14 protein-coding genes are annotated in these 25693 nt (G+C 63.8%); 10 read left to right on the forward strand and 4 right to left on the reverse strand.

The annotated features are described in order from the left end of the window. The first annotated feature begins 53 nt into the window (after positions 1 to 53). From KVQ74_RS09685 to KVQ74_RS09695, 3 genes are all read left to right on the forward strand, one after another. On the forward strand, positions 54 to 677 hold the full coding sequence (locus KVQ74_RS09685; protein WP_217830840.1) for a TetR/AcrR family transcriptional regulator: 624 nt from the start codon (positions 54 to 56) through the stop codon (positions 675 to 677). A 91-nt stretch (positions 678 to 768) separates the two neighbouring features. After that, entirely contained in the window at positions 769 to 1566 is a 798-nt protein-coding gene (locus KVQ74_RS09690; protein ID WP_217830841.1) for a substrate-binding periplasmic protein, read from the forward strand. Between the two features lie 87 nt (positions 1567 to 1653). Continuing rightward, the gene (locus KVQ74_RS09695; RefSeq protein ID WP_217830842.1) at positions 1654 to 2667 is read left to right on the forward strand and encodes a GNAT family N-acetyltransferase; all 1014 of its coding nucleotides are present in this window, start codon (positions 1654 to 1656) and stop codon (positions 2665 to 2667) included. A 69-nt stretch (positions 2668 to 2736) separates the two neighbouring features. Here the strand turns inward: KVQ74_RS09695 and KVQ74_RS09700 are convergent, their stop codons facing one another. Next, positions 2737 to 3291, reverse strand: a complete 555-nt coding sequence (locus KVQ74_RS09700) for an RNA polymerase factor sigma-70 (RefSeq protein WP_217830843.1) — start codon at positions 3289 to 3291, stop codon at positions 2737 to 2739. A 378-nt stretch (positions 3292 to 3669) separates the two neighbouring features. On the opposite strand from KVQ74_RS09700, the gene KVQ74_RS09705 reads away from it, so the two are divergent. Together KVQ74_RS09705 and KVQ74_RS09710 are read left to right on the forward strand one after the other, a co-directional pair. Further along, positions 3670 to 16668, forward strand: a complete 12999-nt coding sequence (locus KVQ74_RS09705) for a non-ribosomal peptide synthetase (RefSeq protein WP_217830844.1) — start codon at positions 3670 to 3672, stop codon at positions 16666 to 16668. A 131-nt stretch (positions 16669 to 16799) separates the two neighbouring features. Then, complete coding sequence (locus KVQ74_RS09710; RefSeq protein WP_217830845.1) at positions 16800 to 17615, forward strand: alpha/beta fold hydrolase; 816 nt, start codon at positions 16800 to 16802, stop codon at positions 17613 to 17615. Positions 17616 to 17657: 42 nt separating this feature from the next. On the opposite strand, the gene dsbG is transcribed toward KVQ74_RS09710, so the two are convergent. Genes dsbG through dsbD form a run of 3 tightly spaced genes read right to left on the reverse strand, consistent with a single transcriptional unit; the run spans position 17658 to position 21006 of the window. Further along, the gene (gene dsbG / locus KVQ74_RS09715; protein ID WP_217830846.1) at positions 17658 to 18428 is read right to left on the reverse strand and encodes a thiol:disulfide interchange protein DsbG; all 771 of its coding nucleotides are present in this window, start codon (positions 18426 to 18428) and stop codon (positions 17658 to 17660) included. Continuing rightward, positions 18404 to 19273: a TlpA family protein disulfide reductase gene (locus KVQ74_RS09720; protein ID WP_217830847.1), complete on the reverse strand. Its 870-nt coding sequence runs from the start codon at positions 19271 to 19273 to the stop codon at positions 18404 to 18406. Before KVQ74_RS09720 ends, dsbG begins: the two co-directional genes overlap by 25 nt. Continuing rightward, positions 19273 to 21006 carry a protein-disulfide reductase DsbD gene (dsbD, locus tag KVQ74_RS09725; protein ID WP_217830848.1) on the reverse strand — a complete coding sequence of 578 codons (1734 nt, stop codon included), beginning with the start codon at positions 21004 to 21006 and terminating at the stop codon, positions 19273 to 19275. The genes KVQ74_RS09720 and dsbD overlap by 1 nt, the downstream gene beginning before the upstream one ends. A 151-nt stretch (positions 21007 to 21157) precedes the next feature. On the opposite strand from dsbD, the gene KVQ74_RS09730 reads away from it, so the two are divergent. The 5 genes from KVQ74_RS09730 (at position 21158) to KVQ74_RS09750 (ending at position 25669) form a co-directional block, all read left to right on the forward strand. After that, a complete protein-coding gene (locus KVQ74_RS09730) occupies positions 21158 to 21838 on the forward strand; it encodes a response regulator (protein WP_217830849.1) in 681 nt (226 codons plus the stop codon). Continuing rightward, complete coding sequence (locus tag KVQ74_RS09735) at positions 21838 to 23160, forward strand: ATP-binding protein (RefSeq protein ID WP_217830850.1); 1323 nt, start codon at positions 21838 to 21840, stop codon at positions 23158 to 23160. Before KVQ74_RS09730 ends, KVQ74_RS09735 begins: the two co-directional genes overlap by 1 nt. Positions 23161 to 23323: 163 nt before the next feature. After that, a complete protein-coding gene (locus KVQ74_RS09740) occupies positions 23324 to 23809 on the forward strand; it encodes a GNAT family N-acetyltransferase (protein ID WP_217830851.1) in 486 nt (161 codons plus the stop codon). 142 nt (positions 23810 to 23951) lie between these two features. Further along, on the forward strand, positions 23952 to 25364 hold the full coding sequence (locus tag KVQ74_RS09745; RefSeq protein ID WP_217830852.1) for an aspartate aminotransferase family protein: 1413 nt from the start codon (positions 23952 to 23954) through the stop codon (positions 25362 to 25364). Positions 25365 to 25447: 83 nt separating this feature from the next. Beyond that, positions 25448 to 25669, forward strand: a complete 222-nt coding sequence (locus KVQ74_RS09750; protein WP_217830853.1) for an MbtH family protein — start codon at positions 25448 to 25450, stop codon at positions 25667 to 25669. Positions 25670 to 25693: the final 24 nt, after the last annotated feature.

Raw genomic sequence — 25693 nt, forward strand, 5'->3', positions numbered from 1 at the left:
CAACCCTGCGGTTTCAGGGGAGCAGCCGACTGATCGACTGTAGGAGAGAACGGGTGGACGAGCAAAAAGCCCTGGGGGTGATGCGTGAACTGGTCGATGCCGGTCAGTTGACCGATCCGGAGAGCGCTCGCGGCAAGTTGCTCCAGGTGGCGGCGCACCTGTTCCGCAACAAGGGCTATGAACGCACCACCGTGCGCGATCTGGCGGGAGCGGTGGGGATTCAGTCGGGGAGCATTTTTCATCACTTCAAGAGCAAGGATGAAATCCTTCGTGCCGTGATGGAAGAAACCATCCGTTACAACACCGCGCTGATGCGCGCCTCACTGGCCGAAGCAACCAGCGTGCGCGAGCGGGTGCTGGCGCTGATCCGTTGCGAATTGCAGTCGATCATGGGCGGCAGCGGCGAGGCGATGGCGGTGCTGGTGTATGAGTGGCGCTCGTTGTCCGAGGAAGGCCAGGCCCGGGTGCTGGCGCTGCGCGATATCTATGAAGACATCTGGCTGCAGGTGCTGGGCGAGGCCAGGGACGCCGGGTTTATTCGCGGTGATGTGTTCATCACCCGACGCTTCCTCACCGGGGCGTTGTCCTGGACCACCACCTGGTTCCGTGCCGGCGGCAATCTGAGCCTCGATCAATTGGCCGATGAAGCGCTGATTCTGGTGCTTGAAGAACGCTGAATGCTTTCTATTGGTTCGTGAAACTGGCTAACTGGGCGAAACCGCCTAGCTTGAATGCATGGATCGGTAATTTTTCGGGGAGTGGGGTGTTTTGAAGTCTTCACCAATTCGGACGGCCGCAGGGCTGATGTTCGTAGCGCTGGCTGCATTTTGGGTTTTGCCCGCTCAGTCGGCGCAGTTGGTCCGGGTGGGGGCGGCGCATTTCCCGCCTTACACCATTCGCCCGGAAAACGGCGCCGATACCGGTCTGCTGCCGGAACTGGTCGCCGCCCTGAACCGCTTGCAGAGCGACTATCAGTTCGTGCTGGTGCCCACCTCGATTCCCCGGCGATTCGGTGACTTCAAGGATGGTCGCACGGACATGGCGATCTTCGAGAACCCGGACTGGGGCTGGAAGGACATTCCCCACACCACCGTCGACATGGGGCTGGAAGACGCGGAGATCTTTGTCGCGCAAAGTGAGCCCGGTCGTCAGCAAAGCTACTTCGCCGACCTCACCGGCAAGCGCCTGGCCCTGTTCAGTGGTTATCACTATGAATTCGCCAACTTCAACGCCGATCCGAAATTCCTCGCGCAAAACTACAACGCCACGCTGACCTATTCCCACGACAGCAACCTGTTGATGGTGTTGCGCGGGCGGGCCGATATCGCGCTGGTGACCCGCTCTTATCTGAGCGATTACCTGCTGCGTAACCAGAAGGTGAGCAGTGAGTTGCTGGTTTCGCAGCGCATCGACCAGATCTATCACCACTACGCGATTTTGCGCCCGACCGCACCGATCACCGGCGACGCGTTCAGCAAGTTGCTGCAAGGCCTGCGTGACAACGGCGAGCTGCTGAAGATCTTCGATCCGTACAAGATTGCCGTGGTGCCGGTGTCGCAACACTGACCGGCGCATTTTGGCGCACGGGCTAAATTTCCCCGCCCGGCTCACGTTCCATCGTTGAACTGTCGACGATTATCGTGAGCCCGACCCATGTCCAATCTGAATGACCTGACTGCCCTGGCCTTGCCCACGGGCAGCGAACTGATAGCCGATGCCACCGAAAGCCGTTTGAGCCTGAGTCTGGACGGGCAACCGCTGATTCGCCTGCGGCTCGATCGTGAGGCCCAGGGGCCGATCCAGATCGATGAGCGCTTCGCCCTGCCACCCGGCCAGGCGTTGTGGGCGGCCTGTTACTGGTTGTTTGCCCGCGATCCGGCGCGCCAGCAGTTGATCTGGCAGCTGGATCAGCCACCCACCGAAGCCTTGCTCAGCGGATTGCTGGTGAGCACCGAAGTGGCGGGTGAATATCGCTGCGAGCGCGGTCTGTTCTGGCAACTGCCGCAACCGTGGCTGGGCACTTCGCTGACCGGCAGCTATCCGCAGCAAATGGTCATCAGTAATGGCAAACGCCATCCGCTGCGTCCGGTCAAGCCGCGCGGCGAGGTCTACCGGCGTTTCGATGCGCGGCTCGGCGCATGGATTTCCCTGCGCACGGTGGAGCTCGAAGAGGATCTGCCGCGTTTCAACCGTTGGCAGAACAGCCCGCGCGTTGCCAGTTTCTGGCAGGAGGAGGGCAGTCTCGAACAGCATCGCGAATACCTGAGCAAACTCGACGCCGACCCGCACACCCTGACCCTGATCGGTTGTTTCGACGATCAGCCGTTTGCCTATTTCGAAGCGTACTGGGCCAAGGAAGATCGCATCGCGCCGTTCTACGACGCCGACAATTACGATCGCGGTATTCACATGCTGGTGGGCGAAGAAGACCATCGTGGCCCGCATAAAGTGGCGAGCTGGCTGTCGGCGTTGGTGCATTACCTGTTTCTGGATGATCCGCGCACCCAGCGCGTGGTCGCCGAACCGCGCGCCGACAACGCGAAGATGATCGGCCACATGCACAACCAGTGCTTCCACTGTGAAAAGGAATTCGACTTCCCGCACAAGCGCGCGGCGCTGATGATTCTGGGGCGTGAGCGGTTCTTCGATCGGTGCAAGCTGGCCTGATAACGCATCAGGCAAAAAAAAGATCGCAGCCTGCAAAGGCTGCGATCTTTTTGTGTGCGTGGCGCGGGGTTAACGACGCGCCATCGCCGCCACATCTCCACGAGCGCCCGACACCTTGCGGCAATGCACCAGCGCATCGCGGATCATGAAGTTGACCAGGGTCGGCGAGACGCCGAGTTCCTTGGCGATGTCTTTTTGCGGTACGCCGTGCAGGCGATACATCTCGAACGCATAGCGGGTGCGGCTGGGCAGTTCGGTCAGCGCATCGGCGATGTTTTCCAGGGTCGAGAAGTTGATGTGCGAGGTTTCCGGCGAAGCGCCCTGGATGACCACGTTCAACCCTTCCTCTTCGGGGCCGGCGTACTTCTGCTCCAGCGCCTGTTTGCGGTAGTGATCGATCGCCAGGTTGCGCACGATCTGGAACAGGTAACTCAGTTGAGCCTTGATCGACGACGTGATCGGAGGGGCCGATTGCAGTCGGAAAAATGCATCCTGAACCACATCTTCGGCACGCGACCGGCAGCCGGTAATGCGGGCTGCAATCTTGACCAGAATCAGTCGATTGTCGACGAAAGCCTGAAGTAGCGGTGAATCGCACCTGCTTGTGGATACTTGTTCCGTCATGGAAATCACCTTGCTGCCAATAGGTTAGTGGGACGCCTGGGGGACGGGGCCGTCCTACACATCGAGCGACAAATTATGTTGAATGATAATGATTGTCAATTGAGAAAGGGAACTAATGATCCATAAAGGTGCGATTCGAGAACTGCGACACGCCGCCGCACTGCGTTCCAACCCAGCCCCATCGGCGTTCCAGCCTGCCGACTAATTATTTCAAGACGTCATCCGTTCTCATTGGTGAATGGTTCCGGGCAAACGTCCCCGGCCAGACAGCATTCCCATGCCTTGCGCGGTCGGCACAGACCGCGCCCTGCGCGTCCCGAAAGGGCGTGACGCAACAACCCGATTCCACTAGCAAGCCGAATTCAGGCAGGAAACCTCATGACCGACGCGTTCGAACTCCCCAGCACCCTGGTCCAAGCCCTCCAGCGCCGCGCGGCCCTGACGCCGGATCGGCTAGCCCTGCGTTTTCTCGCGGAATCCGAGGAGCAGGCTGTGGTGCTCAGTTATCGCGAACTCGATCAACGCGCGCGTACCATTGCCGCCGCGTTGCAGGCCGAGGCCGGTTTCGGCGAGCGCGCGGTATTGCTGTTTCCCAGCGGCCCGGATTACGTCGCGGCCTTCTTCGGTTGCCTGTATGCGGGCGTGATCGCGGTGCCGGCCTATCCGCCGGAATCGGCCCGTCGCCATCATCAGGAACGCTTGCTGTCGATCATTGCCGACGCCGAACCGCGTCTGCTGCTGACCAGTGCCGACCTGCGCGACGCCTTGCAGCAGATCGAAGGCGCGCCGCCGCTGTTGTGTGTCGACACCCTCGACAGCGCGCTGGCCGAGCGTTGGGTCGAGCCGCCCCTGCCGCAAGATCACATCGCGTTCCTGCAATACACCTCCGGCTCCACCGCGCTGCCCAAGGGCGTGCAGGTCAGCCACGGCAATCTGGTCGCCAACGAGCTGCTGATCCGCCACGGTTTCGGCATCGACGTGAACCCGGACGACGTCATCGTCAGTTGGTTGCCGCTGTACCACGACATGGGTCTGATCGGCGGTCTGCTGCAACCGATCTTCAGCGGTGTGCCGTGCATTCTGATGTCCCCGGCGTACTTCCTCGGCCGGCCACTGCGCTGGCTCGAAGCGATCAGCCAATACGGCGGCACCATCAGCGGCGGCCCGGACTTCGCCTACCGTCTGTGCAGCGAGCGGGTCAGCGAGTCGGCCATGGAGCGCCTCGACCTCAGCCGCTGGCGCGTGGCGTATTCCGGTTCGGAGCCGATCCGCCTCGATACCCTCGAACGCTTCGCCGAGAAGTTCGTCACCTGCGGTTTCAGCGAAGACAGCTTCATGGCGTCCTACGGTCTGGCTGAGGCGACCCTGTTTGTCGCCGGCACGCCGCGCGGGCAAGGGATTCCGGCCCTGCGCGTGGACGATCAGGCGCTGGCGCAGAACCGCGCCGAGCCTGGCACCGGCAGCCCGATCATGAGTTGCGGCATCAGCCAGCCTGAGCATGCGGTGCTGATCGTCGAGCCGAATCGTCTTGAAGAACTGCCTGACAATGCCGTCGGCGAAGTCTGGGCCGCCGGGCCGAGCATCGCCCACGGCTACTGGCGCAATCCGCAAGCCAGCGCCAAGACCTTCGTCCAGCATGCCGGCCGCACCTGGCTGCGTACCGGTGACCTGGGATTCATCCGTGATGGCGAGCTGTTCATCACCGGTCGCCTGAAAGACATGCTGATCGTGCGCGGTCACAACCTTTATCCGCAGGACATCGAGCAAACCGTCGAGCGCGAAGTGGAAGTGGTTCGCAAGGGCCGGGTCGCGGCGTTCGCAGTCAGCCAGCATGGCGAAGAGGGCATCGGCATCGCGGCGGAAATCAGCCGCAGCGTGCAGAAAATCCTCCCGCCGGAGGCGCTGATCAAAGCCATCCGCCAGGCCGTGGCCGAGGCTTATCAGGAAGCACCGAGCGTGGTGGTGCTGCTCAATCCAGGCGCGTTGCCGAAGACGTCCAGCGGCAAACTGCAACGTTCGGCGTGCCGCAATCGTCTGGCCGACGGCAGCCTCGACAGCTACGCAGTGTTCCCGACAACCACCGGCGAATCGCAAGAATCGACCGTCTCCGCCTCCGAGCTGGAAACCTTGATCGGCGCGATCTGGGCCGAGCAACTGAACGTCAAGCAGGTCGCGGCCGACGATCACTTTTTCCTCCTCGGCGGTAACTCGATCGCCGCCACCCAAGTGATTGCCAGGGTGCGCGAAGAGCTGGGCCTGGAGCTGAATCTGCGCCTGCTCTTCGAAGCGCCCACCCTCGCGGCATTCGCCGCCGCCGTGGCGCAGCAGCAACAGGATGGCGGCAGCGCCCAGGGCGAAATCGCCGCGCTGTCGCGCAACGAGCCGCTGCCGCAATCCCTGGCGCAAAACCGTCTGTGGATCACCTGGCAACTCGATCCGCAGAGCAGCGCCTACAACATTCCCGGCGCCTTGCGCCTGCGTGGCGAACTGGATGAGGACGCCCTGCGCGCCAGTTTCCAGCAACTGGTCGAGCGTCACGAATCCCTGCGCACGCGCTTCTTCGAGCGTGACGGCGTGGCCCTGCAACAGGTGGTCGCAGCGGGTGAATTCAACCTGCAACGGATCGACATCAGCGATCTGCCGCCCGCCGAGCGTGAAACCCGTGCGCAACAGATTCGCGAGGACGAGGCACGTACCCAGTTCGATCTGGAAAAAGGCCCGCTGCTGTGGGTGACGCTGATTCGTCTCGATGACGAAGATCACCAACTGCTGGTGACGATGCACCACATCATCGCCGACGGTTGGTCGATGAACGTGCTGATCGACGAGTTCTCGCGCCTGTACGCCGCTGCCTCCCAAGGTGCGACGGCCAATCTCCCGGCCTTGCCGACCCAATACGCTGACTACGGCAGTTGGCAGCGCCAATGGCTGGCGCAAGGTGAGGGCGAGCGGCAACTGGGGTACTGGAAAGCGCAGTTGGGTGACGAGCACCCGACCCTCGAACTGGCCACTGACCATCCGCGCTCGGCGAAGATCAAGCACAGCGCCGCACGGCATGGCGTGCGGCTGAGCGTCAGCCTCAGCGAGGCGATTCGCAACACCGCCCAGGCCCATCAATCCACCCCGTTCATGCTGTTGCTCGCGGCGTTCCAGAGCCTGTTGCACCGCTACAGCGGCCAGCGCGACATTCGCATCGGCGTGCCCAACGCCAACCGTCCGCGCCTGGAAACCCAGGGCCTGATCGGCTTCTTCATCAACACCCAGGTGCTGCGTGCCGAGGTCGATTCGCGCCTGCCATTCGTGGAGCTGCTGGCCCGGACCCGTCAGGCTGCGCTCGGCGCCCAGGCGAATCAGGATCTGCCGTTCGAACAACTGCTCGAAGCCTTCCCGCAGGCGCGCGAACAAGGCTTGTTCCAGGTCATGTTCAACCACCAGCAACGCGACCTGAGTGCGCTGAAACGCCTGCCGGGACTGCTCGCCGAAGAACTGCCGTGGCACAGCCGCGAGGCCAAGTTCGATCTGCAACTGCACAGCGAAGAAGACCGCAACGGGCGCCTGAGCCTGTCCTTCGACTACGCCGATGAGCTGTTCGACGCCGCGACCATCGAGCGTCTGGCCGAGCATTTCTGCAACCTGTTGCGCGAGGTCTGCGAGCGTCCGCAGCAAGCCATCGGCGACCTGCCATTGCTGACCGCCGCCGAACACGATCAGCAGAAGGTCTGGAGCGTTGCCCCTTGCACGCCGGCGCAGCAATGGCTGCCGGAACTGCTCAACGCACAAGCACAGCAGACCCCGGAGCGCACTGCGCTGGTGTGGGACGGCGGCAGTTACGACTTCGCCGAGTTGCACACCCAAGCCAACCGTCTGGCGCATTATCTGCGTGACAAAGGCGTCGGCCCGGACGTGTGCGTGGCTATCGCCTGCGAGCGTTCGCCGCAACTGCTGATCGGTCTGCTGGCGATCATCAAGGCGGGCGGCGCCTATGTGCCGCTGGACCCGGACTACCCGGCCGAACGTCTGGCCTACATGCTCAGCGACAGCGGCGTCGAACTGCTGCTGACCCAGACCGCTTTGCTCGACCGTTTGCCGGCCAGCGAGGGCGTCAGCGTCATCGCCATGGATTCCCTGCACCTGGAGAACTGGCCGAGCCAGGCCCCGGGGCTGCACCTGCACGGTGACCACCTCGCCTACGTGATCTACACCTCCGGTTCCACCGGTCAGCCGAAGGGCGTCGGCAACACCCACGCAGCACTGGCCGAGCGCTTGCAATGGATGCAGAACACCTATCGCCTGAACGACAGCGACGTGCTGCTGCAGAAAGCGCCGATCAGTTTCGACGTGTCGGTGTGGGAATGCTTCTGGCCGCTGATCACCGGTGCGCGCCTGGCGATTGCCGGCCCCGGTGAGCATCGTGATCCGCATCGGATCGCGCAACTGGTTCAGCAATACGGCGTGACCACGCTGCACTTCGTACCGCCGCTGCTTTCGCTGTTTGTCGACGAACCGCTGAGCGCCGAATGCACTAGCCTGCGCCGGGTGTTCTCCGGTGGCGAAGCGCTGCCGGCGGAACTGCGCAACCGGCTGCTGGCGCAACTGCCGGCAGTGCAACTGCACAACCGCTACGGTCCGACCGAAACCGCGATCAACGTTACCCATTGGCATTGCTCGACCGGCGACGGCGAGCGCTCGCCGATCGGCCGGCCGCTGGGCAATGTGATCTGCCGCGTACTCGACAGCGACCTGAACCCGGTGCCGGCCGGTGTGCCGGGCGAGCTGTGCATCAGTGGCATTGGCCTGGCCCGTGGTTACCTCGGGCGTCCGGCGTTGACCGCCGAGCGTTTCGTGGTCGATCCGCTGGGCGAGCAGGGCGCACGTTTGTACCGCACCGGTGACCGTGCACGCTGGACTGCCGAGGGCGTGATCGAATACCTCGGCCGCCTCGATCAGCAGGTCAAGTTGCGCGGCTTCCGCGTCGAGCCGGAAGAAATCGAAGCGCGGCTGCTGGCTCAGGACAGCGTCGCCCAGGCCGTGGTGCTGGTCCGCGAAACCGCCGCCGGTGCGCAACTGATCGGCTACTTCACCACCACCGATTCCAGCGAAGACCCGGACGCGCAAATCACCCGCCTGAAAACCGCGCTGGCCGCCGAGCTGCCGGAGTACATGGTGCCGGCGCAACTGATGCGCCTCGACGAAATGCCCCTCAGCCCGAGCGGCAAACTCGATCGCCGTGCGCTGCCCGAGCCGCAATGGCACGTGCGCGAGCATGTCGAGCCGGTCACTGAGCTGGAGCAACAGATCGCCGCGATCTGGCGCGAAGTGCTGGGCCTGGCGCAAGTCGGCCTGCGCGACGATTTCTTCGCCCTCGGCGGTCACTCGCTGCTCGCCACGCAAATCATTTCCCGGACCCGTCAGGCCTGCGACGTCGAGTTGCCGCTGCGCGCACTGTTCGAACACAGCGAACTGGGGGATTTCGCCGGGCAGATCCGCCTGATCCAGGCCAGTGGCCGCACCAACAAACAGCCGCCGATCGACAAGGTCGACCGCAGCCAACCGGTGCCGCTGTCGTATTCCCAGCAGCGCATGTGGTTCCTCTGGCAGATGGAACCGGACAGCCCGGCGTACAACGTCGGTGGCATGGCGCGCCTGCGTGGCGTGCTGGATGTCGGGCGTTTCGAGGCGGCGTTGCAGGCGTTGATCCTGCGCCACGAAACCCTGCGCACCACGTTCCCGAGCGTCGACGGCGTGGCCCGTCAGCAGGTGCATGCCGAAACCGGCGTGCGCATGGACTGGAAGGATTTCTCCAAACTCGCCGCTGACCTGCGCGAGCAGAAAGTCCAGCAACTGGCCGACGAAGAAGCCCATCAGCCGTTCGATCTGGAAACCGGTCCGCTGCTGCGCGCCTGCCTGGTCAAGACCGCCGAACACGAACACTACTTCGTTCTGACCCTGCACCACATCGTCACTGAAGGCTGGGCGATGGACATCTTCGCCCGCGAACTCAGCGCGTTGTACGAAGCCTTCGTCGACGACCGCGAGTCGCCGCTGGAAGCGTTGCCGGTGCAGTACCTCGATTACAGCGTCTGGCAGCGCAACTGGCTGGAGTCCGGCGAGCGTCAGCGTCAGCTCGATTACTGGACCGCGCAACTGGGCCGCGAACATCCGCTGCTGGAATTGCCGGGCGACCGTCCGCGTCCGCCGGTGCAAAGCCATCAGGGCGAACTGTTCCGTTTCGATCTCAGCGATGACCTCGCCGCCCGCGTCCGTGCGTTCAATGCGCAGAACGGTCTGACCCTGTTCATGACCATGACCGCCGCGCTCGCCACGCTGCTCTACCGCTACAGCGGCCAGACCGATCTGCGCATCGGTGCGCCGGTGGCCAACCGCATTCGCCCGGAAAGTGAAGGGCTGATCGGTGCGTTCCTCAACACTCAGGTGCTGCGTTGCCAGCTCGACGGCCAGATGTCGGTGGGCGAGTTGTTCGAGCAAGTGCGCCACACCGTCATCGAAGGTCAGTCCCATCAGGACCTGCCGTTCGATCATCTGGTGGAGGCGTTGCAGCCGCCGCGCAGTGCTGCCTACAACCCGCTGTTCCAGGTGATGTGCAACGTGCAGCGCTGGGAGTTCCAGCAGAGCCGCACCCTAGCCGGGATGACTGTCGAGTACCTGGCCAACGATGCGCGGGCGACCAAGTTCGACCTCAACCTGGAAGTCACCGACCTCGACCATCGCCTCGGTTGCTGCCTGACTTACAGCACCGACCTGTTCGACGAGCCGACCATCGCCCGTATGGCCAAACATTGGCGCAACCTGCTGGAAGCGCTGATCGCCGACCCGCAACAACGCCTCAGCGAACTGCCGCTGCTCGACACGGCTGAGCGTCAGCAATTGCTCGACAGCCTCGGCGTCGAGCCGGGCGAGCGACGTCTCGACCAGTGCATCCATCACCTGTTCGCCGAGCAGGCGCTGGTGCGCAAGGACGCTCCGGCCCTGACCTTCGCCGGACAGACCCTGAGCTACGCCGAGCTGGATGCGCGGGCCAATCGTCTGGCCTGGGTGCTGCGTGAACGCGGTGTCGGGCCGCAAGTGCGAGTCGGTCTGGCGCTGGAGCGTTCGCTGGAAATGGTCATCGGCCTGCTGGCGATTCTCAAGGCTGGCGGCGCCTACGTGCCGCTGGACCCGGAATACCCGCTCGATCGCCTGCATTACATGATCGAGGACAGCGGCGTCGGCCTGCTGCTCAGCGACCGCGCGATGTTCACGGCCCTCGGTGAACTGCCGCCGAACGTGGCGCGCTGGTGCCTGGAAGATGACCGCGCCGCGCTCGCCGATTACCCGGCCACGGAGTTGCCGTTCATCAGCCTGCCGCAGCATCAGGCGTACCTGATCTACACCTCGGGCTCCACCGGCAAGCCGAAAGGCGTGGTGGTGTCCCACGGTGAAATCGCCATGCATTGCCAAGCGGTGATCGAGCGGTTCGGCATGCGCCCGGATGACTGCGAACTGCACTTCTATTCGATCAACTTCGACGCCGCCACCGAGCGTCTGCTGGTGCCGTTGCTCAGCGGCGCGCAAGTGGTGCTGCGTGCGCAGGGGCAGTGGGACGCGGAAGAAATCTGCGATCTGATTCGCACCCATCGCATCAATGTCCTCGGGTTCACGCCGAGCTACGGCAGCCAGTTGGCGCAATTCCTGGCGACGCAAAACGACACCCTGCCGGTGCGGATGATCATCACCGGTGGCGAGGCGCTGACCGGCGAACACCTGCAACGGATTCGCGCCGCCTTCAAGCCGAGCCTGTTCTTCAACGCCTACGGTCCGACCGAAACCGTGGTCATGCCGCTGGCGAGCCTGGCGCCGCCCGTGCTGGAAGAGGGCGCGGGCAGCGTGCCGATCGGCAGCGTGATCGGCGACCGTGTGGCCTACATTCTCGACGCCGATCTGGCGCTGGTGCCGCAAGGCGCGACCGGGGAACTGTTCGTCGGCGGTGCCGGCCTGGCCCTGGGTTATCACGAGCGCGCCGGCATCAGTGCCGAACGCTTTGTCGCCGACCCGTTCGCCGCCGATGGCGGGCGCATGTACCGCACCGGCGACCTGGTGCGCCAACGCGCCGACGGCTTGGTGGAGTACCTGGGGCGGATCGACCATCAGGTGAAGATCCGTGGTTTCCGCATCGAGCTGGGCGAGATCGAAACCCGCCTGCTGGAGCACGCCTCGATTCGCGAAGCGGTGGTGTTGGCGCTGGATGCGCCGAGCGGCAAGCAACTGGTTGGCTATCTGGTGACCGAAGTGGCCGAGCAGGGCGACGCCGAGCAAGCCGAACTGCGCGAAGCGCTGAAGGCGCACCTCAAGGCGCAACTGCCGGACTACATGGTGCCGACCCACCTGATCCTGCTGGCGAGCATGCCGCTGACCGCCAACGGCAAGCTCGACCGTCGCGCCTTGCCGGCGCCGGACCCGGAGCTGAACCGTCAGGATTACGTGGCGCCGAGCAATGAGCTGGAACAGACCCTGGCGCAGATCTGGTGCGAGGTGCTCAACGTCCAGCAGGTCGGCCTCAACGACAACTTCTTTGAACTGGGCGGCGATTCGATCCTGTCGATCCAGGTGGTCAGCCGTGCGCGACAGCAGGGCATTCATTTCAGCCCGCGCGACCTGTTCCAGCATCAGACCGTGCAGACCCTCGCGGCTGTCGCCAGCCGCAGCGAGCAAATCACCGCCGAACAAGGACTGGTCAGCGGTGAGTCACGCCTGACGCCGATCCAGCATTGGTTCTTCGACAGCGAGATTCCCCAGCGTCAGCACTGGAACCAGGCGTTGTTGCTGGAGCCGACTTCGGTCCTGGAACCGCATCGGCTGGAGCAAGCGCTGTTGGCGGTCATCGAGCAGCATGACGCCTTGCGTCTGCGCTTCACCGAGAGTACGGGCCAGTGGCAGGCGAGCCATCAGCCGGTGTCCGATGCCGCTGTGCTGTGGCAGGTTCGCGTGCCGTCGATGGACCAGTGCCAGGCGCTGTTCGCCGACGCCCAGCGCAGCCTCGATCTGCAGGAAGGGCCGCTGATGCGTGTCGTGCTGGTCGATGGGCCTGAGGGACAGCAACGCCTGTTTATCGCGATCCATCACCTGGTCGTCGACGGCGTGTCGTGGCGCGTCTTGCTCGACGATCTGCAAACCGTGTATCGCCAGCTCGAGGCCGGGCAGTCGGTAAAACTGCCGGCGAAAACCAGCGCCTTCAAGGACTGGGCGGCGCGCTTGCAGGCTTATGCCGGCAGCGAATCCCTGCGCGAAGAACGGGACTGGTGGCAAGCGCAACTGGCCGGGCCGAGTGCCGAATTGCCGTGCGAAAACCCGCAAGGCGGTCAGCAGAATCGCCACGCGCAAACCGTCAGCGTGCGTCTCGACGCCGAGCACACCCAACAGTTGTTGCAGCAGGCACCGAGTGCCTACCGCACCCAGGTCAACGACCTGTTGCTGACCGCGCTGGCTCGCGTGCTGTGCCGTTGGAGTGGCCAGCCATCGGCGCTGATTCAACTGGAAGGCCACGGTCGCGAAACCCTGTTCGACGAAATCGACCTGACCCGCACCGTCGGCTGGTTCACCAGCGCTTATCCGCTGCGCCTGACCCCGCACAACATCGAAGAGGCCGCCGGACAGGGCGCTTCGATCAAGGCGATCAAGGAGCAACTGCGCGCGGTGCCGCACAAAGGCCTGGGTTACGGCGTGCTGCGTTATCTGGCCGATGACGCCAGCCGCGCGAGCATGGCGGCATTGCCGCATGCACCGATCACCTTCAACTACCTTGGCCAGTTCGACCAAAGCTTCGGCAGCGAGGCGTTGTTCCGTCCGCTGGACGAGCCGGTCGGCGCGGCCCACGACCCGCAGGCGCCATTGCCGAACGAGTTGAGCGTCGACAGTCAGGTCTACGGCGGTGAGTTGCTGCTGCGCTGGACCTTCAGCGCCGAGCGTTACGACGCGCAGACCATCAATGAACTGGCCGATGCCTACCTTGGCGAATTGCAGAGCCTGATCGAACACTGCCTGCAAGACTCCGCCGGTGGCCTGACGCCGTCGGACTTCCCGCTGGCGAAACTGACTCAGGCACAGCTCGACGCATTGCCGGTGCCGGCGGCGCACATCGAGGATGTGTATCCGCTGACGCCGATGCAGGAGGGTATGCTGCTGCACACCCTGCTCGAGCCGGGCACCGGCCTGTACTACATGCAGGATCGCTACCGCATCAACAGCGAACTCGACCCCGAGCGTTTCGCCCAGGCCTGGCAAGCGGTGGTCGCCCGTCACGAATCGTTGCGCGCCTCGTTCTGCTGGAACGTCGGCGAAGACATGCTGCAAGTGATTCACACCCCGGGCCGCACGCCGATCGAGTATCTGGACTGGAGCGCCGTTGCCGAAGCCGAGCAGGAACCGCAACTGCAGGCGCTGCTGAAAAGCGAGCGCGAGGCCGGCTTCGATCTGCTCAATCAGGCGCCGTTCCATCTGCGCCTGATCAAGGTCGGCGCGGCGCGCTACTGGTTCATGATGAGCAACCACCACATCCTGATCGATGCCTGGTGCCGTTCGCTGCTGATGAACGACTTCTTCGAGATTTACACCGCGCTGGGCGAAGGTCGCGACGCGCAGCTTTCCGTACCACCGCGCTACCGCGATTACATCGGCTGGCTGCAACGCCAGAGCCTGGCCGAGGCGCGTCAGTGGTGGCAGCAGAACCTGCAAGGGTTCGAGCGCACCACGCCGATCCCGAGCGACCGGCCATTCCTGCGCGAGCATGCCGGCGAAAGCGGCGGCATGATCGTCGGCGACCGCTACACCCGTCTCGATGTGCAGGATGGCGCCCGTCTGCGTGAGCTGGCCCAGGCCCATCAACTGACCGTCAATACATTTGCCCAGGCCGCGTGGGCGCTGGTGCTGCGTCGTCTGAGCGGTGATCGCGACGTACTGTTCGGCGTCACCGTGGCCGGGCGACCGGTGGACATGCCGCAGATGCAACGCACCGTCGGCCTGTTCATCAACAGCATCGCGCTGCGGGTGCAGATTCCGGCGGACGACCAGCGCGCCAGCGTGCGGCAGTGGCTGAGCGGTCTGCTCGACAGCAACATGCAATTGCGCGAGTACGAATATCTGCCGCTGGTGAACATCCAGGAGCAAAGCGAACTGCCGAAAGGCCAGCCGCTGTTCGACAGCCTGTTCGTGTTCGAGAACGCCCCGGTGGAAGTCTCGGTGCTGGATCGCGCGCAGAGCCTCAACGCGACTTCGGACTCGGGCCGGACCCACACCAACTTCCCGCTGACGGCGGTCTGCTATCCGGGCGATGACCTCGGTCTGCACCTGTCCTATGACCAGCGTTACTTCGACGAGTCGACGGTCGAGCGCATGCTGGGCGAGTTCAAGCGTCTGTTGCTGGCGCTGGTCGAGGGGTTCCATGGCGACATGGCTGACCTGCCGTTGCTGGGTGCAGAGGAACAGGACTTCCTGCTCCACGGCTGCAACCAGAGTGCTCACGACTATCCGCTGGAACAGAGCTACGTCGCCCAGTTCGAAGCGCAAGTGGCGGCGCACCCGCAGCGCATTGCCGCCAGTTGCCTCGAGCAACAGCAGAGCTACGAACAGTTGAACCAAAATGCCAACCGACTCGGCCATGCATTGGTCGCGGCGGGCGTGCAGATGGATCAACCGGTGGCGCTGCTGGCCGAGCGTAACCTCGATCTGCTGGGCATGATTATCGGCAGCTTCAAGGCGGGCGCCGGTTACCTGCCGCTGGACCCGGGTCTGCCGAGTCAGCGCCTGAGCCGCATCATCGAACTCAGCCAAACGCCAGTGCTGGTGTGCAGCGCGGCTTGCCGTGAGCAGGCGCAGGTGTTGCTCGACGAGTTCGGTTGTGCCAACCGGCCACGCTTGCTGGTCTGGGAAGAGGTTCAGGCCAGCGCGCAATCGGCGGCCAATCCGGGGATCTACAGCGGCCCGGACAACCTCGCCTACGTGATCTACACCTCCGGTTCCACCGGGTTGCCGAAAGGCGTGATGGTCGAGCAGCGCGGCATGCTCAACAACCAGTTGAGCAAGGTGCCGTACCTGAAGCTGAGTGACGCCGACGTGATCGCCCAGACCGCGTCGCAGAGCTTCGACATTTCGGTCTGGCAATTCCTCGCCGCGCCGTTGTTCGGCGCGCGGGTGGACATCGTGCCGAACATCATCGCCCACGATCCGCAAGGACTGCTGGTGCATGTGCAGGCCCAAGGCATCACCGTGCTGGAGAGCGTGCCGTCGCTGATCCAGGGCATGCTTGCTCAGGAGCGCCTGAGCCTCGACGGCTTGCGCTGGATGCTGCCGACCGGTGAAGCGATGCCGCCGGAACTGGCGCACCAATGGCTGCTGCGTTACCCGGACATCGGTCTGGTCAACGCCTACGGCCCGGCGGAGTGCTCGGACGACGTGGCGTTCTTCCGCGTCGACCTGGCCTCGACGCGCGGCAGTTATCTGCCGATCGGCACACCGACCGACAACAACTTGCTGTATCTGCTCGATGGCGCGCTGGAACTGGTGCCGTTGGGTGCGGTGGGTGAGTTGTGCGTGGCCGGCACCGGCGTCGGTCGCGGTTATGTCAGCGATCCGCTGCGCACTGCGCCGGTGTTCGTGCCGAATCCGTTCGGCGCGCCGGGCGAGCGTCTGTACCGCACCGGTGACCTGGCGCGCCGTCGCAGCGACGGCGTGCTGGAGTACGTCGGCCGGGTCGACCATCAAGTGAAGATTCGCGGTTACCGGATCGAGCTGGGTGAGATCGAAGCGCGTCTGCACGAGCAGCCGGAAGTCCGCGACGGCGCGGTGGGTGTGCAGGAAGGCGCCAATGGCAAGCATTTGGTCGGTTATCTGGTGGCGGCGGAGTCTGCGCTGAATCCGAGCGAGCGCCTGGAGCGAATCAAGCAGCGCCTGCGTGCCGAACTGCCGGAATACATGGTGCCGCTGCACTGGCTGTGGCTGGATCGGCTGCCGCTCAACGCCAACGGCAAACTCGACCGCAAGGCCTTGCCGGCACTGGAGATCGGTCAGTTGCAGAGCCAGGATTACCTGGCGCCGCGCAACGAGCTGGAGCAGACCCTGGCCGATATCTGGGCCGAGGTGCTGAAGGTCGAGAAGGTGGGCGTACTCGACAACTTCTTCGAACTCGGCGGCCACTCGCTGCTCGCCACGCAAATCGCTTCGCGGGTGCAGAAAACCCTGCAACGCGACGTGCCGCTGCGGGCGATGTTCGAATGCAGCACGGTGGCGGAACTGGCCGAGTACATCGAAGGGCTGGCGGCCAGTGACATCACCGAGGACAAGGTGGATCGGCTCAATGACCTGATGGCGGAGCTGGAGGGGCTTTAATCTCCAGCCTTCCCGAAGGCCTCAGACCAGACACCTTCAATCTGTCTTGTACATTCCCGTACATTTCCCCGGTTGACGATCAGACACCGGCAGCTCAGTCTGCCGGTTCTCTTTTTCCACGGAGGTGATCAATGCCCTTTTTCACGGTAGACGGACAAGCCCTGCATTACACCGATCAAGGCGCTGGCCCGGCAGTCTTGCTGGCCGGCAGTTATCTCTGGGATCAGGCGATGTGGGCGCCGCAGATCGCTGCGTTGTCGCCGCACTATCGGGTGATTGCGCTGGACTTGTGGGGCCACGGCGAGTCCGGACGTTTGCCCGAAGGCACCACGTCGCTGGATGACATCGCCCGCCAGGCCCTGGCCTTGCTCGATCATCTGGACATCGACCGGGTCACCCTGGTCGGACTGTCGGTCGGTGGCATGTGGGGCGTGCGCCTGGCGCTGTCGGCGGCGCAGCGGCTCAACGGCCTGGTGCTGATGGACACCTACGTCGGCGTCGAGCCGGAACCGACTCGCCAGTATTACTTCTCGCTGTTCAAGCAGATCGAAGACAGCGGTGAAATCTCCGAGCAACTGCTGGACATCGTGGTGCCGATTTTCTTCCGGCCGGGCATCGACAAGCAGTCGGCGCTGTACCAGGATTTTCGCGCGAAACTGGCGGGATACTCGTCGGAACGTTTGCGCGAAAGCATCGTGCCGATGGGGCGGATCACCTTCGGTCGCGATGACCTGCTGCCGCGTCTGGGCGAATTGAATGCGGCGACCACCCTGGTGGTCTGCGGCGATCAGGACAAGCCACGGCCACCGTCGGAGGCGCAGGAAATGGCCGAGCTGATCGGCTGTCCGTGCGTGCTGGTGCCGGAGGCGGGGCACATCTCCAATCTGGAGAACCCTGAGTTTGTCACCGAGGTGCTGAAGGCCTTCCTGGGGCAGCGCCACAGGTAGCGAGCATGAAAAAAGATCGCAGCCTTGGCTGCGATCTTTTGCTTACTTGGGTCCGAGAATTTTCACCAGTTTGTCCGGTGTCGGCGCGCCTTGCTGTTGTTGCAGCCCACCCTTGTCGTCCAGATAGAAGATCGCCGGGGTCGCTTCCAGCTCCAGGTCCTGCATTAGCTGCATGTTCGCCGCAAGTTGAGTCTGCACGGCCTTCGGAATGTCTTTCAGGGCTTTCAGCGAACTGCCCTTGCCGGCCTTCTCGTGTTCTTCCAGCGCTTTGGCCGGGTCCTTGGCCGCCATCAGCGCGGCGGCCTTGGCCGGGCTGTCTTCGCGGATGATGCCGACCATGATGTGGCGCAGTTGCACCTTGCCGGCCTTGACCCAGGGCCGCGCCTGTTCCCAGAACATGTTGCAGTACGGGCAGTTCGGATCGCTGAACAGGTACACCGTGCGCGGCGCATTTTTGTCACCGTCCTGAATCCAGTTGCTTGCTTCGAACTTGGCCCAGATCTCCTTGGCCATCGGTGCATAGACCAGTTTTTCCAGCGGTGCGCTGCTCAGGTCATTGCCGGCCTCGTCGTACAGATTGCCCAGCAATACATGCTTGCCGTCCGGGGTCAGGTACAACGCCATGCCGCGATTCTGGTACTGCGCCGCGTAACCGCGCAGACCGTCGGGAGCATCGAACTGACCGACGATTTTTGCGCCCTTGGCTTCGATCTTCTTGATCGCTTCAGGCAATTCTTCAGCGGCCTGCAGCGACGGCAAGTGCAGCAGGGCAGCGCCCAGGGTCAGCGTCAGCAGGTGGCGGAGGCGGGGCATGGGAGTTTCCTTGCAGAGGTGGCCGGTGCGGCGTTCGGAGTGAGGGTGTCGAAGTTTTCCAGAGCGCGGGCCAGGCTGGCGTTCGACAACTCGCCCAGATGACTGCCCAGCAGGCGTCCATCGGGGCTGTAAAAGAGGGTGGTTGGCAGAGCCATGGAGCCCACGGCCTGACCCAGGCGTCCGCTGCGATCGAACAGCACGTTGGACAGGCTCAGGCCTTGGGTTTCAAGAAAGGTCGCGACGCTTTGCATGCTTTCGGCCTGATTGACGAACAGGAAGGTCAGGTCCGGGCGCTGCTGCTGGGCGTTTTCCAGCACCGGCATTTCGCGTCGGCACGGCGGGCACCAGGTCGCCCACAGATTGATCACCAACGGGCCGCCCTGATAGTCGGAGAGTTTCACGGTTTCCCCGGCGGCATTGCGCAGGGTGATGTCCGGCAGGCGTGTGCCTTGTTCATAAATGCTCAACGACAGCGTCGCCAACACCCAGAACGCCACGCCGCTGACCACGCCGAAACCCAGCGGTCGGCGCAACCCCGGCCGCCGCCAGCCGCGATACAGCGCCGCGAGCAGCAGCACGATCACCCCCGGCCAGGCGAGGAAACCGCCGTCGCGCAGATCGATGATCTGCCACGGATCGGCACGGTAATGGCCCCAATACACGGCGACAAACGCGATGCGCGCCGCCAGCAGGCCAAGCAGGAACAGGCTGAACAGTGCCGACTCGGGGTTGTCGCCGCCACGCTTGGCGACCCGCCAGCCGACCAATGTCGCCAGTGCCAGGGCACTGATCAGCAGCAGGTGGTTGAGCGCGATGGCAAAGGTGCCGAGGGTGAAGGTCAGCATTAACGGGCGTCTCGGGTGGTGGTCCAGCGTTGCAGGAACGTATCGGCATCGACTTCGCCGGTGATGCGCTGGCTGCGGCGTTCGTCGCCGTCGCCGCCGATCCAGACGAAACTCGGCGGCCCCGGCACTTTATAACGACCGAGCAGCTCGCGGCTGGCGGCATTGTCGGCGGTGACATCGAGTCGGAGCAAGCGCACATCGCTCAGGGCCTGCATCACGCGCGGCTGGCCGAACACCTGTTTTTCCATGACTTTGCACGACACGCACCAGTCGGCGTAGTAATCGAGCAAGACCCACTGGCCCTGGGCTTTCGCCGCGTCGAGTTCGAGTTGCAGGGCCGCAGGATCGTTGATCGTGGTGAAGGCCTCATGAGCATTCGGCGCGGCAGTTGCGCTACGGCCGGCGCTGTAGACCTGCAACGGCTGATACGGATCGTCGCTGCCACCCGCTGCACCCACCACCAGCAGACTGCCCCACAGACCGAGCAGCAGCGAACTGGCGCCGAACAGTTGGGCGACGCGGCCAAAACCTTCCGATTGTTTCCAGGCGCTGTAGGCGGCGATCAACAACAGCGCGCCGCACAGGCCCAGCCACAGCGAAGGATTGAGCACCGGGCGCAACATCAGCAGCGCGGTGGCGAGGAACAGGAAGCCGAATACACCTTTGAGCAGGTTCATCCACGCGCCGGGCTTGGGCAGGAAGCGATTGCCGACGGTTACCAGCAACAGCAGCGGCACGCCAATGCCGATGCCCAGGGCAAACAGGATCAGACCACCGTGCAGCGCATTGCCGCTTTGCGCGATGTAGAGCAGGGCGCCGGCCAGCGGAGCGGTCATGCACGGCCCGACCAGCAACCCCGACAGCGCACCCAGCACTCCGGCGCCGATCAGACTGCCGCCGCTGCGGCTGCGCGAGGCGTGTTCCAGTCGGTCACGCAGTGCCACCGGCAGTTGCAGTTCGAAGAAACCGAACATCGGCAGCGCCAGCACCACGAAGATCGCCGCGAAGGCACCGAGCAGCCATGGGTTCTGCAACCACGCCTGAAGATTGGCCCCCAGCAATGCCGCAATCACCCCCATCGCTGCGTAGACCAGCGCCATGCAGATCACATAGCTGCTGGCCAGGGCGAAACCGCGTCGCGGGGTGGCACCGCTGCCGACAATCATCCCGGCGAGAATCGGCAGCATCGGTAGCGAGCAGGGGGTAAACGCCAGCAACAGGCCGAGGCCGAAGAACACCAGCAGGCTCCAGCCCAGCGCCCGCTGTTGCAGGCTGCTGGCAAGGGCTTGATCCGGTGCTTGCGTGCCCGCCGCGGTCGGCGCCTTGCCGCCCAGGTCGATGACCCGGGTTTGCGGTGGATAACACAGGCCGGCGTCGGCGCAGCCCTGATAAGTGACCTTGATCTGTCCGCTGGCCGCTGCCGGGATCTTCACTTCCAGGCCCTGGCGATAGACCGGTTGTTCACCGAAAAACTCGTCGCTGTGGGATTCGCCTTCGGGCAACGCCGGCGCATTTTCCGCTGCCAGGCCATCGAATTTCAGGCGTTTCTGATACAGGTAATAGCCGTCGGCGATCTGCCAGAACAGCTGGTTTTCGCCGGATTCCAGACGTTCCGAGGTCAGGACGAACGCCTTGTCGACCGGTAGAAAGTCCGGTTTCGTCGCAAACGGGTCATTTCCTGCCTGGGCCAGACCCGAGATCAACAGTGCAAACAATAAAAAGAAGTGACGCATGGAAAAACCTTGTCCCTGTAAGTGAGGAGCACAATGGGCGGCGGCGATTAACCGATGATTAACCGTGACGCCCTTGTCGGTGCGGCGTTCGGGGCATAATGTCGGCTTAATCGGCCGGCGGCCTAATCAGCACTTTTCGACGGGACTCAGCATGCACGTATTGGTTTGCGAAGACGATGAGTTGATCGCCAGCGGCATTGTCGCAGGACTGACGGCCCAGGGGTTGACCGTGGAGCACGTCAACACTGCGTCCAAGGCGCGAGCGATGCTCAAAGTCGCCGAATTCGACGTGATGGTGCTGGATCTCGGTCTGCCGGACGAAGACGGTCTGAAGCTGTTGCAGCAGTTGCGCCATCAGGGCCTGGAAATCCCGGTGCTGATCCTCACCGCGCGGGATGCGGTCACCGACCGTGTCGACGGTCTGCAGGCCGGTGCCGACGACTACCTGCTCAAGCCGTTCGATCTGCGCGAACTGTTCGCCCGTCTGCAAACTCTGTTGCGGCGGGTCGCCGGGCGTAGCGTCAACCTGATCGAGCACGGCGCGCTGACGTACGATCCGAGCAGCCGCGAAACCACCCTGGCCGGGCAACCGGTGGACCTGTCGCGACGTGAGCAATCACTGTTGCAGGCCTTGCTGCACAACCGTGGCCGGGTGTTGTCCACCGAGCAACTGAAGGACAGCGTCTACGGATTCAACGACGAACTGGAGAGCAACGCACTCAACGTGCATATCCACCACCTGCGCAGCAAGCTCGGCAAAGGCATCGTGGAAACCGTCCGTGGCCTGGGCTATCGCCTCGGCCCGGCCGATGGCGGAGAACAAGACAAGTGATGAGTCTGCGCCTGCGCCTGAGTCTGACCCTCGGCGCCGCGTTCGCGCTGATCTGGGCCTTGGCGGCAGCCTGGATGCTCAGCGATCTGCGCAATCAGATGATGTTTTCCCTTGACCAGCGTCTGGTGGCGTCGGCGCGAATGGTCGCCGGCCTGCTCGAGCAACTGCCGACCCTGCCGAGCAAGGGCGAGGGCACTCACTTCAGTGCCGAACAACTGAACATTCCCGGGGGCATGGCCTGTCAGGTCAGTTCCCTGCGCGGCGAGATTCTGGCCCGCAGCCACAATAATCCCGAACAGGCGCTGGAAGCCGAGAAAATGGGCTTCCACGATCAGATGATCGACGGTGCGCCGTGGCGCAGTTTTACCCTGGCCCGGGGCGATGTGCGGATCACCACGGCGGATCGGCAGATCGAGCGCGAAGCCCTGAACATGTCGATTCTGCTGGCGGCGTCGGTGCCGGTCGGCGTGGCGTTGCTGGGTTGTCTGTGCCTGCTGTGGCTGGGCATCGGCCAGGGCCTGGCGCCGCTCAACCGCTTGCGTGAAGCCTTGATGCGACGCAATGCCGACTCGCTGGAACCGTTGCAGATCCAGTCATTTCCGAGCGAACTGAAACCGTTGCTCGACACCCAGAATCAATTGTTCCAGCGCATCGGCAAGACCATCGAGCGCGAGCGGCGCCTGACCGGTGACGCCGCCCACGAACTGCGCAGCCCGCTGACCGCGATCAAGACCCACCTGCAAGTGGCGCGCATGACCGAAGGCAGTGCCCGGGATCAGTCCCTGGCCCGCGCCGAAGAAGGTGCCGATCGCTTGCACCGGACCCTTGAACAATTGCTGTTGCTGGCGCGGGTGGAAGGTAGTCTGTCGTTCGACGACGGTGTGCAGTGCAGCGCCGAGCAAGTGGCGAAACTGGCGATTCAGGACGCGGCGGGCGGCGAGCGGCAGCGGATCAAACTGCATGTGCCGAACGTGTTGTCCGCCGCGCCGCTGCAAATGCCGGCGGTGCTGTCGATTGCGGCGTTGCGCAACCTGCTCGACAACGCCTTGCGCCACACCCCGGGGGACGGTGCAGTGGACCTGAGCCTGGAAACCACCGGCAACCGCGTGCGCTTCGTGGTGCGCGACCACGGGCCGGGCATCGCCGCCGATGATTTGCAGCACCTGACCCAACGCTTCTGGCGCAACGGTCAGAGCACCGGTTGCGGCCTGGGCCTGGCGATCGTCCAGGCCATCGTCCAGCGCTGCGCCTGCACCCTGCATTTCGACAGCCGTCCGGATGGCCTGCGGGTCGAGCTGACGATGCCGTTGCAGCCTGTGTAAGTCCGCTCACTTCCTCATGTGCGAGCCGGGCTTGCCCGCTCCCACGTTTGGGTGAGGCGAAGGTCATCGGCACATCAAATGTAACCTCTCAGCGATAGCCATCCGCCGACCACGAGGCTAAGGTCTGGGCAGCCTTGACTCAATGGATTGAGGAACCTGCGCCATGGAAGCACCCATCTACATTTGCCCGGCCACTGCGGCCGACGCCAGCATCATCCAGCGGATTGTCGAGCGCTCGATCCGCATCGGTTGTGTACTCGATCACCGTAACGACGCACGCCTTGTCATCCCCTGGCTGGCGCAGCAATCCTGCGACCATATCCACGCCTGGCTGGCTGATCCGCGCCGCTATCTGAACATTGCGCTGCTGCACGACAAACCGATTGGTGCCGGCATGGCGGCGGCCAACGGTGACATCACCTTCTGTCACGTCCAGCCGGAGTGGTGCCGGCGCGGTGCCGGGCGGGCGTTGATGGCCGATCTCGAGGGCTGGCTGCGGATTCGCGGCGCGGCCGGCGTCCATCTCAACAGCACCTGCAGCGGCGCGGCATTCTACCGACGCCTGGGCTACCGCGAATCGGCGCAACCCCTGACACAGCGCGGGATGCAGACCTTTCCCATGCACAAACCACTGGCAGCTTCAGCCTGACACGCGATCAAGGGTGTAAATCCTCGCCCGACTCAAGCGTTTCCAGAACAGGAAAACCTGCATGTGCGCCCCGGAACCGGAACGCGCACCTGTGCGGTGTGCAGTTTTGGTCACTATCCATAGCGTATTGAGGGGTCGAGATATGTCAGTCGCCACCAGCCTTATCGAAGAGTCTTCGGCCCGGGTCGCCTCCGAGCCGGCGGAAACCCTGTATCAGTTCAACGAATCGCCGTTGCTCGCTCGCCAGAGTCAGCAGGAGTCCAACGCCCGCAGCTACCCACGACGCATTCCGCTGGCGCTCAAGCGTGCCAAGGGGCTGTACGTCGAGGACGTCGAGGGCCGCCGCTTCATCGACTGCCTGGCCGGTGCCGGCACCCTGGCGCTGGGGCATAACCATCCGGTGGTGATCGAGGCGATTCAGCAGGTGCTCAGCGATGAGCTGCCGCTGCACACCCTCGACCTGACCACGCCAGTGAAGGATCAGTTCGTCCAGGATCTGTTCGGCCTGCTGCCTGCCGAGCTGGCCAGTGAAGCGAAAATCCAGTTCTGCGGCCCGACCGGCACCGATGCCGTTGAAGCCGCGCTGAAACTGGTGCGTACCGCTACCGGCCGCAGCACCGTGCTGTCGTTCTCCGGCGGTTACCACGGCATGAGCCAGGGCGCGTTGAGCCTGATGGGCAGCCTGGGGCCGAAGAAACCGTTGGGCGCCTTGCTCAGCAACGGCGTGCAGTTCATGCCGTATCCATACGATTACCGCTGCCCGTTCGGCCTCGGTGGCGCGGCGGGGGTGAAAGCCAACCTGAGCTATCTGGACAACCTGCTCAACGACCCCGAGGCCGGCGTGCAATTGCCGGCGGCGGTGATCGTCGAAGCGGTGCAGGGCGAGGGCGGTGTGATCCCGGCGGACGTCGAGTGGCTGCGCGGCTTGCGCCGGATCACCGAGAAGGCCGGCGTAGCACTGATCGTCGATGAGATCCAGAGCGGTTTCGCCCGCACCGGCAAGATGTTTGCCTTCGAGCACGCCGGGATCATCCCGGACGTGGTGGTGCTGTCCAAAGCCATCGGCGGCAGCCTGCCACTGGCGGTGGTGGTCTATCGCGAGTGGCTCGACAAGTGGCAGCCGGGCGCCCACGCCGGTACGTTCCGTGGCAACCAGATGGCGATGGCCGCCGGTTCTGCCGTGATGCGTTATCTGGTCGAGCACAAGGTCTGTGAGCATGCCGCCGTCATGGGCGAGCGCCTGAGCGAGCACCTGCACATCCTGCAACGGGACTTCCCGCAACTGGGCGACATCCGTGGTCGCGGCCTGATGCTCGGGGTCGAACTGGTCGACCCGAGCGGCACCCCGGATGCCTTGGGACATCCACCGGCCTTCGCGCGTCTGGCGCCGCTGGTGCAGCGCGAATGCCTCAAGCGTGGCCTGATCCTCGAACTCGGCGGGCGGCATGGCGCGGTGGTGCGTTTCCTGCCGCCGCTGGTGATCACCGCCGCCGAAATCGACCGCGTGGCCGAGATTTTTGGCCGGGCGTTGGTCGCGGCGACCGCCGGCCTGTAAATTTTTCACCGCGCCGAACGTTCTTTCTACATACCCGGCTGCGCCCCGTGCGCAGCCCACCCTTACAGCGATGGAGACACAGCATGACGTCAGTATTCGACCGCGAGGACATCCTCTTTCAGGTCGTGGTCAACCACGAAGAGCAGTACTCGATCTGGCCGGATTACAAAGCCGTGCCGGAAGGCTGGCGCACCGTGGGCAAGAGCGGCCTGAAAAAGGAATGCCTGGCCTACATCGAAGAAGTCTGGACCGACATGCGTCCGCTGAGCCTGCGCCAGAAGATGGAAGGCCAGGCGGCTCACTGAGTCGACCGGCAAAAAGAAACCCGC

Source organism: Pseudomonas botevensis (assembly GCF_019145475.1).
Lineage (GTDB): Bacteria > Pseudomonadota > Gammaproteobacteria > Pseudomonadales > Pseudomonadaceae > Aquipseudomonas > Aquipseudomonas botevensis.

Bases quoted from the DNA above. Each gene is read 5' to 3' on its own strand.
- KVQ74_RS09740 (WP_217830851.1), top strand. From the start codon at position 23,324: ATGGAAGCACCCATCTACATTTGCCCGGCCACTGCGGCCGACGCCAGC.
- KVQ74_RS09750 (WP_217830853.1), top strand. From the start codon at position 25,448: ATGACGTCAGTATTCGACCGCGAGGACATCCTCTTTCAGGTCGTGGTC.
- dsbG (WP_217830846.1), bottom strand. From the start codon at position 18,428: ATGCCCCGCCTCCGCCACCTGCTGACGCTGACCCTGGGCGCTGCCCTG.
- KVQ74_RS09700 (WP_217830843.1), bottom strand. From the start codon at position 3,291: ATGACGGAACAAGTATCCACAAGCAGGTGCGATTCACCGCTACTTCAG.
- KVQ74_RS09705 (WP_217830844.1), top strand. From the start codon at position 3,670: ATGACCGACGCGTTCGAACTCCCCAGCACCCTGGTCCAAGCCCTCCAG.
- KVQ74_RS09720 (WP_217830847.1), bottom strand. From the start codon at position 19,273: ATGCTGACCTTCACCCTCGGCACCTTTGCCATCGCGCTCAACCACCTG.
- KVQ74_RS09710 (WP_217830845.1), top strand. From the start codon at position 16,800: ATGCCCTTTTTCACGGTAGACGGACAAGCCCTGCATTACACCGATCAA.
- KVQ74_RS09695 (WP_217830842.1), top strand. From the start codon at position 1,654: ATGTCCAATCTGAATGACCTGACTGCCCTGGCCTTGCCCACGGGCAGC.
- dsbD (WP_217830848.1), bottom strand. From the start codon at position 21,006: ATGCGTCACTTCTTTTTATTGTTTGCACTGTTGATCTCGGGTCTGGCC.
- KVQ74_RS09735 (WP_217830850.1), top strand. From the start codon at position 21,838: ATGAGTCTGCGCCTGCGCCTGAGTCTGACCCTCGGCGCCGCGTTCGCG.
- KVQ74_RS09730 (WP_217830849.1), top strand. From the start codon at position 21,158: ATGCACGTATTGGTTTGCGAAGACGATGAGTTGATCGCCAGCGGCATT.
- KVQ74_RS09745 (WP_217830852.1), top strand. From the start codon at position 23,952: ATGTCAGTCGCCACCAGCCTTATCGAAGAGTCTTCGGCCCGGGTCGCC.